This window comes from Paenibacillus sp. FSL F4-0097 (genome assembly GCF_038593125.1).
GTDB classification, from domain to species: domain Bacteria; phylum Bacillota; class Bacilli; order Paenibacillales; family Paenibacillaceae; genus Paenibacillus_AQ; species Paenibacillus_AQ odorifer.
In genome coordinates, this window is sequence record NZ_CP151965.1 from 5,766,964 (window position 1) to 5,779,371 (window position 12,408).

General features: G+C 48.1%; 5 protein-coding genes. 1 reads left to right on the forward strand and 4 read right to left on the reverse strand.

Going from position 1 to position 12,408, the window contains the following annotated elements; genetic code table 11:
* Nucleotides 1-124: 124 nt before the first annotated feature.
* Nucleotides 125-244 carry a YjcZ family sporulation protein gene (locus tag MHH86_RS25945; RefSeq protein ID WP_212592220.1) on the forward strand — a complete coding sequence of 40 codons (120 nt, stop codon included), beginning with the start codon at nucleotides 125-127 and terminating at the stop codon, nucleotides 242-244.
* Nucleotides 245-803: 559 nt separating this feature from the next.
* Here MHH86_RS25945 and MHH86_RS25950 read toward each other — a convergent pair.
* From MHH86_RS25950 to MHH86_RS25965, 4 genes are all read right to left on the reverse strand, one after another.
* Complete coding sequence (locus tag MHH86_RS25950) at nucleotides 804-8,666, reverse strand: glycoside hydrolase family 3 N-terminal domain-containing protein (protein WP_256717044.1); 7,863 nt, start codon at nucleotides 8,664-8,666, stop codon at nucleotides 804-806.
* A gap of 262 nt (nucleotides 8,667-8,928) precedes the next feature.
* Complete coding sequence (locus MHH86_RS25955; RefSeq protein ID WP_076134205.1) at nucleotides 8,929-10,149, reverse strand: ABC transporter permease; 1,221 nt, start codon at nucleotides 10,147-10,149, stop codon at nucleotides 8,929-8,931.
* A gap of 1 nt (nucleotide 10,150) precedes the next feature.
* Nucleotides 10,151-10,897: an ABC transporter ATP-binding protein gene (locus MHH86_RS25960; protein ID WP_036679788.1), complete on the reverse strand. Its 747-nt coding sequence runs from the start codon at nucleotides 10,895-10,897 to the stop codon at nucleotides 10,151-10,153.
* Nucleotides 10,894-12,402 carry a DEAD/DEAH box helicase gene (locus tag MHH86_RS25965; protein WP_036679789.1) on the reverse strand — a complete coding sequence of 503 codons (1,509 nt, stop codon included), beginning with the start codon at nucleotides 12,400-12,402 and terminating at the stop codon, nucleotides 10,894-10,896. Before MHH86_RS25965 ends, MHH86_RS25960 begins: the two co-directional genes overlap by 4 nt.
* Nucleotides 12,403-12,408 lie beyond the last annotated feature (6 nt).

Consider the following 12,408-nt stretch of genomic DNA (forward strand, 5'->3'; position numbering starts at 1 on the left):
CTCCGTTTTCATGGAGCTGATTTTTTTTGTACACGACTCCGACATTGGCCTATACACGCCCCTCTCTCCGCACATACAATACGATGTACTCAAGTACAACACACACACCGAAAGGGGAATGAACATGAGCGAAGAAGTTAGAGGCGGATATGGATGTTGTGGAGGTGGCCCATTCACTAGCACTGGCGCCATCCTGGTTCTCTTTATCTTGCTGGTTATCATCAGCCGTTCACTTTTTGTCTAACCATTAATGACAGTCTCGGGAGAGAGCTTTAAGCTCTTTCCTATTTTCAATCCCTTTTTTTTACAATAGACGTGGGTGTCCAGTAGGTCATGATAATGGCCGCTGTGACGTCCGCGTCTTTTTTTATTCCACCTTGGTCTAAGCACCAACCGCACCAACCTTCGTTACCGCAGATCACATTTGCCCGCACAAAGCAGCTATCGGACACCCCTGACCCTAAAGGCAGTATAATCCCATATTTTACTTACTTACGGACCCCAAAGCCGTTATTAGCATGCCAAACCCCAAATATGAACCTCTTCATAGGGAATAACGCCACTGGTGTCCGAATTTCCCCGATAAAGGTTATATATTGGCAAATAACGTCTGCGGGGTCCGTAAGCCTCCGGGGATAATTATGATCGGCGGCGGAGTTGCAGGCTTAATGTAGATCTAGCTAATGCGAACTTCTAAACTTAGATACTCACCCAATAACCACACCTAAAAAAGGCTGTCGCAAACGTAGAAAATCTACGGATGCGACAGCCCAAAAGCTAAAAGTATCTTTACAACTGATGTATTACAGATTGTACAGGTTGTAGATCAAAACCGCTGCCTCTGCACGGGTGGTAACACCTTGTGGATGAATCCGCAAGCCGTCTCCCTTGATCAGGCCAGCACGTATTAGTGCTGCCACACTGTCACGTGCAAATGCTGATACTTGCTGGCTATCCGTGAAACTGGACATTGAAGCTCCGTTGCCGGCTGGAAGCTGTCTGCCGGCTGCTGCAATCGCTTTTGCAGCCAGTGTCATCATTTCCTGCCGCGTAACAGAAGCGTTAGGATCAAAGCTTCCATCTGGACGACCAGTGGTGATCCCCAACTGCTTCGCCATAGCCAACGCTTCATATCTGTAATCGCCAGGCTGCACATCTGTGAAGCTTTCTGCACTATCTCCTTCCAAGCCAAACGCTTTTATAAGCAGGAGCACAAAATCTCCCCGCTTCACTTCCGCTTGAGGCACAAATTGATCCTCTGTCATTCCGTTGATGATGCCTTTAGAGCCAAGCACCTCAATCGCATTGCGGGCCCACTCAAATTTGCCGATATCCCGGAATGTCTTCTCCGTAAAGGTGATACTGTACGTACCAGAGAGAATTCCTGTAAAGGAAACCATCCCCGTAGCAGCGTTATATCTGCCACTTGGAACAACCGTTAGAATCCCCAACGAATTCAGACTATGAATCGTTATATGTCCTTCTTTACCACGTTCTTCTGATTGTGGAGTATACGGCAGGGACACCTTAACCCGCATGTCAGAACTGTTCCATACGGCTTCCTTGCCATTGATAGTTACGCTCAGTTTAAATTCTGGGCGAGAATCTGAATCCACCTTGGTTATCGTAATTACCCATGGGGTTCCTGCCTCTTTTGCCGCTTGTTTCAGCAGACTACCTGGCAGCTCCAGCACACCAAATTCAGTATGAACGACCAATGAAGTCTTATCATCTGCAAAGATTATACCGTTTGGCAATTGTAGCTCATAACCCTTAGCTTTAGCTACTGCCGGTATATCAACAGTAACCGCTGAAGTTGCTCCACTTAAGCCTGCTGTAGCAGCCTTTTTCAAGCTTTCCAGGTCTATACTTGCTCTTGCCGCACCGGTATTACTGTTCAGCACTGGTGCTGCTGTAAGGATGGTGCTGCCTGTTACACTGCCTGCATTTCCGCTTGAATCCCCCCCTGTTGTTCCGCTGTTGCCACCACCTGAGGTACCCCCGCTTCCGGAAGTTGGTGCTGTCGTTGGCTGAGTAGTCGGTTCAGAGGTTGGACTTGGGGTTGGTTCAGGCGTTGCTGTTGGTGTAGGTGTTGGTGTTGGTGTTGGTGTTGGTTCAGGTTTATCCGCAGAAACGATATATTCAAAACTGGAAATATCACTTGGCTTCCAGCCCTCTTTTACAGCAATCGCCTTAATCGTCTTGTTCTTGCCTACATAAATCACTCCACTATACAGTTCGCTGGCTGCTGTAGGTACAGTGCCATCCAACGTGTAGTGAATAGACGCTCCAGCTGTAGCTGTAGTTAACTTCACAGCAACCTGCCCTGTATAAGTTCCCCCGGCAGGATCAGCCTGCGGTGCTGACACCGTCTTCATATCAACCGCTCCGCTGATCACATACGTGAATGGAGCTACAAAACTGTTCTCCATGCCCTCTTTTACCGCTATCGTACGAAGAACTGTGACTCCTGCTGCGTCAATAGTTCCGGTATAAAGTGGACTGTCTGCTGTAGGCAACGACCCATCGGTTGTGTAATGAATCTCTGCTCCTGATGTCGCTGTAGTAAGGCTGATCGTTTGTAATCCGCTGTAAGCTCCCGGTTTCAAAGAAGAAACAGGTAAGGAAGTCTTTGAATGAATCGGCTGCTCTCCTTCTTCCGTCCGTTCAAGCGTGAACCAATCTAGATTGGCACCGTCATTATTGAAGTTCATCCGTACTACCTGTTTTCCTTGCGCAAGTTGTACGACACCACTCGCCAGCGTGTAATTCGACCAGCCACCTGTAGTAGGCATAGGCACTGTCGAGAGTTTTGTACCATTTACAGATAGCGTAGTGCTTACTCCGCCTTGTGCTGTAGCATACCGATATACGATTTTATAAAATCCGGCTTCAATAATATCAAGCATATAATCCATGGAACCACCTGCAACGGTAAACCCGACATTTCTAAAATCCAGCACACCGCCAGTCAAGGTACTCTGAATTCCATTGGGTGTAGCATCGTAATAATTCTCGGCTTCCACTTTCAAAGAACCAGTGCCATCCATGATTACTTCAGTATAAGGTTCTATTTTAATACCACTAAGCTCGTATCCTGCTGATCCAGCTTGCAGGCGCAGCTTCTGTTCACCAGCCTTCAATTGAAGAACGGTGCGTATGCCAACGGTTTGCGAGTAAAGATTCGGCACATCAACGGTTCTTAATGTCTTCCCATCCTCCGTTTTATAAATAATGCCCTTAGGAGCACCATTCGCGGAAGTCACGGTAAGCGTAAAAGCATAGTTTCCATCCTGCGGCACATTTACCCAGTAATCAATGCTGTCTCCAGCATCAATGCCGGTCAGCTTCGCTCCACTGCCTTGGCCGCTGACTGTGATACCTTGAAGCTGGTAGAATTGATCCAATCCGTTCAAGCTTGTGACTTCTATAGGTGCTGTAGCACTAGTTGTTCCTAAGAGCTTAACCTCCGCACGCAGCACGCCGCCACCACTTGAATCGGCATAAGCATTTGCAGGCACATTCACGGTAAGCTGCAAATCACTATAATACGGGGTATGATCATTCCATGCCAGCGTCAGCTTCACATGGGTTGGGTCAAGTAAGGCAGCTGCCCCAATACTTACATGCCCCTGATCCTTACCTGGGCCAGAGACAGAAATGCTCTGAATGGCATCAGGATTAAACGTTCCTCCTATAAGGCTAACTACCAATTCATTCCCGTTCACTTGATAAGGAAGCGTGTTCGGAGAAAGACTGATGCTCTCTTCGTCGTTGATTGCTGTAACTATAAGTGGCAATTTCAGAACATGGACGCTGCCAAAAGACTGATTTGATTCTGTCTGATACACATCAGCGGTAACCGTAAGCGTACGATCAGTGTCGAAATCAATAGCTCGCGTCCCCGCTAATACGACCTTCGCTGTATAATCATCCACCCGGTATACGCTATCCACAACCGTTCCCTCGTAACCTTCAATAGACCAATAAGCGGTATCCAGTTCAGGTGCATATTTGTCATTTACTAGCTTGACGATAACTTCTGCACCCTCCTCATTTCCTTCTACCAAAGCAGTCTCCGATTGAAGCGCGGGTCCGATCGTAAGCGACTGCAGATGAAATCCTGCTCCATTTACTTTCATGGTCAGCGTCTGCTCCCCGGCAGGCAAGGTTACCGTTCCATTAGCTATTTGCCAATTGGACCATCCCCCCGTCTTCGTCAAAGCATAAGTCGCTGTCGTTACTGTTGCTCCATCCTCTCCCGTCAGCAGTTCCAGTTCTGCATCATCCTGATTAGTAGCATAGGAGATCAAGAGTGGGTAGGTACCGCTGGCAGGTACATTAATCTTGTACTTCATCCAATCGCCGGGGTCAGTATAACCCACTGCACCACCCGTCACTAACACCCCTGAAGCTGTAGTGTAGTCTTGCGCTTGAAGCACACCAGGAAGCTCATGTGATCCGGAAGGCGCTTGGCGTAAAGTTAATGAACGGATATTATAACCGTTCCCGTTCGTCTTCAAGGTGAGCTTGTGAATGCCCTTGTTCAGAAAGATCAAGGATTGATAATCTGCAAAATCTGTCATACTCTCCGTCTGCTGCACAATTGGAAGCGTAGCGATAACCTTACCATCTTCACTAATTTCCACCGATTTTCCGGCGCCATCGCTGAATTGAGCGGCATGCTTAAATTGAAGTGAATATTTACCGCTTTCTTTAACATCAATCACATAGTCGAAGGTGGACGAGGCGTCTGGCGCGAACCCGCCAATATAACCCTGCTCATTTACAGTGTAAACCCCTTGCGCTTCTTCAAAATCAACAGCATTCACTACACCCGGCACCGTCTGTATACCATTCAGACGTTCCCAGCTATAAGTGCCCACTGATTTCGCCGGCAGCACAGCACTAATTTGCGCACCGTCCACTAGCAATTTGAACGGCTGTGGATCCGACGTCTGGTTGATCACTACCGTCACAATCTCTTTTCCATCCGGACTAGCAAAAGCTACGTTCGTTACAGTGCTGCTTGAGCCGTAGTCACTATCAATCCGCACGTACCCCGGTTTAACGAATTTCGTATATTGGCCCATCAGATAATATTCTGGCAGCAGCCAGTAATGGTTACGGTCTCCCGAATCCTGCACAATCGGGGTTGGGTCTGGCGTTCCGGTCCACTGATGAGAGGCAATATCACTGTCCAGCATCGCTACCCAGGAGTTATAGCTGCGGGCCCAATTACGGAAATATTGAGCAATGCGGTCTGCGCCTGAGGTACCCCAGACTGCGCGTTCGGTCAAATATACATTTTTGTCAGGATAGAGATTATGGAGCTGGGTCATCAGACCAAGGTCACCGCCATAATCATGAAAAGCAGTTCCGTCCACCGCATCGTAGGCACCTAATTCAGGATTGCCAAGGATTTGTGCTGGATAGGCCATCGTGTCACCAGGATTATGATCAAATGTCCACAGCTTTACGTCTTTGAAACCATGTTCATCTAATTCCTTCCGCAGCAGTTTAGCCAGCTGTGCTTCTTGCTCCCACGGCATTTTGGTGCTTGGATATTCAATTTCCAGCAGAGGTTCATTCTGCAAGGTCAAACCTTCAAAGGTAATTCCCAGCTTCTCGTACTCCTGTACGAATTTGAGATAATATTTGGCCAGTACAGGCAGATATTCATCCTTCACTTGGCCTTTGATCATACTGTCTGTAGTCTTCATCCAACCCGGCGGACTCCAAGGTGAAGCAAAAAACTTAATGTCCGGATTGATGTTTTGAATTTTTTTAACCGTGCTGATGATATGGTAGTCAATGTCCTTTTGGATGGAGAAATGCTCCAAATTAATGTCCGTTTGTCCTGGAGGCATATCATCGTAGGTATAAAATTGTTTATCTGTAAAGTCAGCCGTCCCAATCGTCAACCGGAGCATACTCATTCCGATCCCTGATACAGGATCAATCATTTTCCGCAGCAATTCCTCCTGCTTCGCCGCAGACATCTTCGCCAGATTATTAACCGTCGATTCCTCCATGGAGGTACCGATCCCTAGAATAGATTGATATTTCCGGTCAGGATCAATATGGATCTCTGTACCTGCCTTCACATCGGGAACCATAATATCCAGCTTCGCCTGCTCTTCCAGCTTCAAATCACCCTCTTGATAACGGTCAGCATAATACCATTTCCGATCGGAAGGATCTCGCTCACTCGATACCCAGGAGCTAACTACATCTGACTTAATAACATGTTTAATGCTTTCCCCGCCATCTCCGGGATTTGATGGATCTACAGGCACATCACCTGTTCGAGTGAAGCTCACCCAGTTCAGGTTGATATCCCCACCGGTAAATTCCAGACGGATCTTTTGCAATCCTGCCTTCTTAAACACAACATTTTCTACAGCTTTCGTCTGCCAATTCTGCCAGCCACCTGTTGAGGTCACGCTTAATGTTCCTAGCTTGGTTCCCTCTGCTGATTTGATGTTGATGCCTGTAGTGCCACTATTAACGGAATAGCGGAAATCGGCTTGATACGTACCTGCTTGCGCCACATTCACGTTATATTCGAGCCACTGTCCAGCCGAGGTATAGCCGACATCGAGACCGCCACCTATATCCTGCGTGTTTTCAGTTTGCAGTCCTGCGCTTTTGTTCAAAAAGTCCTCTGCTTCAATTTTGCCGGGAACCGGCAGGGAAGGAATCTCTGGAGCTTCCGGATCGACAGGAGCGGTTGGAAGCTTTGGTGTTTTCTCATTTTTGGTCAAGCCATATCCCGTTTTGAACAACACATTGGTACTGTTATTGTCTGCCGGATAATTATTCAAAGTGAATGGCCAACGAATTGGATTTTTGCCTACAAAATCCTTAGTACCAAATAACACATCAGCTACTCCAGCACCCTCTGTACCTGGTAGCCAAGCTGCCACAAGCCCATCCCAATCTTCCACTTGGCTGGCTATCGTCATTGGACGTCCAGACACCAATACGACGATAAGCGGAATATTAGGATCAGCAGCACGTATATTCGCAAGTGTCGCCAGATCCTGCTCATCCAGATTCAAGCTGGTCCGGTCGCCATCGGTCTCGGCGTAAGGTGTCTCACCGATAACAGCGATCGCCGCATCATAACCCGCAGCTCCCCGCCCGTTCAGGTTATATTTGACCGTTGTAGAAGCAGGAACAGCCTCCTTTATCCCTTCGAGGATCGTCGTGCCTTCAGTTATATTGCCCGACTTCCCTTGCCAAGTGATCGACCAACCACCGGCTTGGTTACCGATATTATTAGCGTTTTTACCTGCTACGAATATTTTATCCATCCCGCTTAATTGCGATAGAATTGGACTTCCATTTACCTCATCGTTCTTCAAAAGAACAAGCGACTCCGCCACAGCTTGGCGGGCTAATTTGCGGCTTTCTGCTGAGCCAAATGCACTCAACAGATCCGGTTCGCTTTTGGGATGCTCGAACAATCCTGAAGCGATTTTGACATGCAGGATACGTTCTGCCGCATCATCTATGCGCTCAGTAGTAATTTTACCTTCGCCTACAAGTTCTGTGATGTACTTAATCGTATCCTTCCAAACGGTCGGCATCATGAACATATCGACTCCGGCGTTTACGGACACATACAGCTGGTTCTTCAATCCGCTAACTGCTTTGCCCTCGCTATCCACTGTGATTTGCTGCACAGCGTTATAATCCGAAATCACGAAACCGGTAAAGCCAAGCCCGCCATTTTTCTTGTCACCCTTCAAAACATCGGTCAGTAAATGTTTATGGGCATGCATTTTAAGACCTTGGATGCTGTGATAGGAGGCCATAACCGTCTGCACCCCTGCGTCTACAGCTGCTTTATAAATTTTCAAATCCTTATCCATGATCTCTTGCTCGGTATATTTAGTGATGTTGCCTTGATTTACACCATTATCTGTATAACCTTCACCTAGATAATGTTTTGCTGTTGCCGTGATTGTATCTGTCCCTGCCAATGCAGCAGCAGTCCGTCCTTGCAGTCCAAACACATAAGCCGCACCTAGTTCTGCTGAAATATCCTGATTATCACTAAAACCTTCATAGGTTCTACCCCATCTTGCATTATGAGGGGAGGCTATCGTTGGGGCAAATGTCCAGTTCGCTCCTGTTGCGGCTACTTCCCTAGCAGCAGCTGCACCAATAAGCTCAGTCAATGCGGGATCATTAGCAGCCCCTAGGCCAATATTATGCGGAAAAAGCGTTGCGCCTTTGACATTGTTATGTCCATGCACCGCATCCACCCCATAGAGCAGCGGAATGCCTAATCTGGTAGACAATGCACCATCCTGATAGCTATCTATCAAGTCTCTCCAGTTAACGCGGGTACTGTCACTTTCTTTTCCGTTAGGGAATGAGCCTCCCCCGCTGAGTACAGAGCCAAGAGCATATTTCTGTACCTCCTCAGGAGTGACGGCAGCTCTTTCTGCTTGAACCATCTGCCCAATCTTCTCTTCCAGCGTCATTCGGGATAATAGATCCGCAGTGCGCTCCTCCACACTTTTTGTGGGATCATAGTACACTGGAACTCCTGCGGCATCCGCTGCGGCCCGTGGTATACCCGCCTCAAGCACATTCAAGAATAAGGATGATAGTAAAAGCGCCACCATGAATATTGATAATCTTCTTTTCACGCCTGAATCCTCCCCCAATACTGTTTTGTTGGTACGGATGACTACGCCTATGAATGGAAGCGTATACATGATGTAAGATACAGGCTTATTATGCTGGAGCTATCTGGTAAAAGACATACAGCATTTTTTAAATACTCTGTTCCGTTTTTGCAAATTTAAGGACTTGCCCGGCTCAAATTATGCTTCCAGCAAAAAAAGGCTCTCTCATTCGTAGAATTTCTCTACTGTGAGACAGCCTTTTTATTGTGACTATGAAATTGCTTTACAAATCGTCGTCATCCAATCGTGCCGCTTTGCGGGACAAGTATCCTTTAAACAGGAAGACTACCACAACACCTGCCGCTAAGGTAAAGATCACTGGCATCAGACGGTCACCTATGGAAGCTAAGAAAGGTAATCCAAGAATCAATGCCACAACCAGATGCGCACGGAATACAAATTGTGTCGTGTTGTCCGCCTTACTGCCTTCAGGAAAAGGATACACTGTCAGCCAAAAAGACTCGCTATGCAATTTGCGGAGTGCCGACAATTGAACACCAATGATGAACAGGAAGAACAAATAAATTCCGGTGCCAAAGTAACTATCACGGTTCCACCAATTCAGCAGCAGAGCCAGCACCGATATCCGCATAATGATTCCAAAGATATCGCCCCGGGCAAAGCTTTTGGTCAGCAGATACCGATAAGCAGTATCCTTACGCCAAGGCAGCTTAGCGCCCCATTTGGAAAGATAACGGCGGGAATACACCCGTTGCTCACGGCCCGGTACATCCACGAACCAGCCCAGAACCATCAGCGCACGTGCACCTTGATTGTTTTCCATGGCGATCAGTCTTTCCCATGGCACAGCGTGACGCCCAGGCACAGACAGTGCAGCAAGATAGGCTGCTGCCAATAACACCATAAATATCAGGCTTGGGCCGGCAGGCTGCCACAGCCAAGCGGCAATAATCAAACCTCCAACTGCCCAGCGCAAGAAAGCAAACACACCCGCCATCGGACGTGACAGCATAGCTATCTCTTTCCATAATCCATAGCTCGCGATCAGCTTCACAGCAATCAGGATCAATACTGTAAATAAAAGTCGCTTGGGAGAATCATCTGTACGTATGTACAACGGCCAAAGGGTAATCAGTACAAATAACAAACGAATGATCTTCCACACGTTTCCACTGACCCAGGAGGGTGCAAAATATTCCTTCATGCGGTGACCCTGAGGCAGCAGAAAGATCGTATCCGGTGTCTGCAAATAGGTTCGGAAGCCGCTATGCACTGTCGCAGGCAACAGTAATGCTAACATAATCCAGCGAATGGGAATGCCTTCAGGTACATTTTGTAACAGCGATGTATACCAAGCAGAGAAGACGATCAACACGAACAGGAAGACCATGGCTACGCCGCTTTGAATGATATATCCCACATAAGGAAGCATGCTTCCCATGAATCGACCGCGCCGCGTGCGCCGCAGCTCTTTCAAATCCATATTATTTCCCTCCCTGAACCAGCTCGTAGAACAGCTGCTCCAAAGTCAGCCCCTGATGCCCGGCAGTTGCCGCTATTTCCGCCAACGTACCCTGTGCAATCACCTTACCTTTATGCAATACAATAAAACGGTCGCAATAATTCTCTATTGTGGAAAGAATATGAGAGCTTAACAGAATCGACGATCCAGAGTTCTTTAGATCCATCATGAAATCAAGCAAGGAGCGGATACCTAGCGGATCCAATCCTAAAAATGGCTCGTCGATGACATATAATGCAGGTCGTGCAACGAAAGCGCACATGATCATAACCTTCTGTTTCATCCCTTTAGATAGATGGGTCGATAGGGTGTCCATCTTATCCTCCATATGGAACAGCTTGGCAAGATGCGAGGTGCGGGATTCATAATCCTTTTGATCTACCCCATAAGCTCTGGCAGTAAATTCAACATGCTCACGAACCGTCATTTCGTCATACAGTAGCGGCGATTCCGGTACAAAAGACAACGCATTATTGTATCCAACGGGATCTTCAGCACGCGTCTTGCCCTGTACGGTGATATCGCCCTTATGGGGCGACATCAATCCTAGAATATGCTTCATCGTCGTACTTTTTCCTGCTCCGTTTAAACCAATCAAACCAACCATTTCGCCAGGCTGCACCTGAAGTGCAATATCATGCAGCACTGGCTTATTCAGGCTGTACCCACCACTGAGACCCGTAATTTGCAATACGGGAGCATTATTCATTGACCGTCACCTCTCGGAGTTTTGTCTTTCAACCACTTTGGAGCTCCTTTATTTTTACGGTTCTTCTCACGTTCCGCATTGCTGCTGCGTTTGCTCCGTGCAGGTGTCGCATCTCCGCGTGCTCCCGCAGAAGGATTCGCGCTGCGCTGTGGATCGCGCTGTTGTTCTCCGCTTGTTGTTTCACTTGTGTTAATCGTAGCCATTCTTTTGGCAGGCGGTGTACCTGCTCCAACGGCTGGCGACTGAACATTGGAGGCTCCAGATGTGCTAACAGGCGGCTTGCCGCTGCGTGGAGCGGATCCATCACGGCGTTGTTCACTGCCTTCACTACTCCGTCCCCGTCCATTGCGCAAAGCGCTGCGCGCTTCATCTGCTGCAAGCACCTTACCACCGACCATCTCCCGCTCCTCAAGCGCAATATCCAATTCGCGGGCGAATTTCCGCATGATAAAGGTCTGTTGCTCCGTAACAATTGTTACAGATAAGCCGCGGCGTCCCATCCGTCCGGTACGGCCTGCACGGTGTACATAATGTTCAGAATCAAAAGCCGGATCGTAGCTAACTACCAAAGAAAGATTCTCAATATCCAGTCCTCTGGCAGCTACGTCACTGGCAACAAGCACACGAAATTTACCTTCCCGGAAACCTTTTAATACATTGCTGCGCGTTACCTTATCGGCATCTCCGTAGAGTGCTGCCGCAGTAAGCCCAAGATGATTCAGCTTAGCCTCAACCTCGGCAATATCATCTGTAGCATTCACGAACACAATCGCTTTATCGGGATTGTAATGGCGAATCACCCGGCGCAGCATGTCCATTTTGTTACGCTCTTCAGCAACAACATAATGATGCTCCAAACTTTCAGCTGTCATTACACCTGGAGCAATTCCGACCTCTGCCGGGTTCTTCATTTCACGATTAGCCAGCGCTTTCGTCTCTGGTCCGATCGTTGCCGACAGCATAACGAGCTGGCGTGAACGCAGCGCACTGCTAACAATTTTTGTGACTTCGCCTGCTCCGCTAAGCTGGAACATTTGGTCCGCTTCATCCAGAACAATTGTACTGACTTCATGCATCTTCAATTTACGAAGTCCAATCAGCTCGCGGATCCGCCCAGGCGTTCCCACAACTAGCTGTGGATGCTCACGCAGCTTGTCAATCTGGCGTTTGATTGCGGCCCCGCCAATAAGACCCATAACTCGGATTCCGCGCTGTTCACCATAACGTTCCGCCTCGCGTAAGATTTGCATCGCCAGCTCCTGTGTAGGGGCGAGCACCAGCTTTTGGACCACCTTCTGCTCCGGATTAATCGTTTGAAGCAGCGGCAATAGATAGGCCAGCGTCTTACCCGTTCCAGTCTGGGAAGCTGCAATAACATCTCTTCCCTCTAGTAGAAGCGGTATAGTCTGCTCTTGTACCGGGGATGGAGCGTTAATGCCGAATTCCGACAACCGGGCAATGAGGTCTTCCTGAATGCCGATAGCCGCAAAAGAAGCTTTATTCATAAGTGT

Coding starts and splice junctions, on each gene's coding strand:
- MHH86_RS25945 (WP_212592220.1), top strand. CDS start 125: ATGAGCGAAGAAGTTAGAGGCGGATATGGATGTTGTGGAGGTGGCCCA.
- MHH86_RS25960 (WP_036679788.1), bottom strand. CDS start 10,897: ATGAATAATGCTCCCGTATTGCAAATTACGGGTCTCAGTGGTGGGTAC.
- MHH86_RS25955 (WP_076134205.1), bottom strand. CDS start 10,149: ATGGATTTGAAAGAGCTGCGGCGCACGCGGCGCGGTCGATTCATGGGA.
- MHH86_RS25965 (WP_036679789.1), bottom strand. CDS start 12,402: ATGAATAAAGCTTCTTTTGCGGCTATCGGCATTCAGGAAGACCTCATT.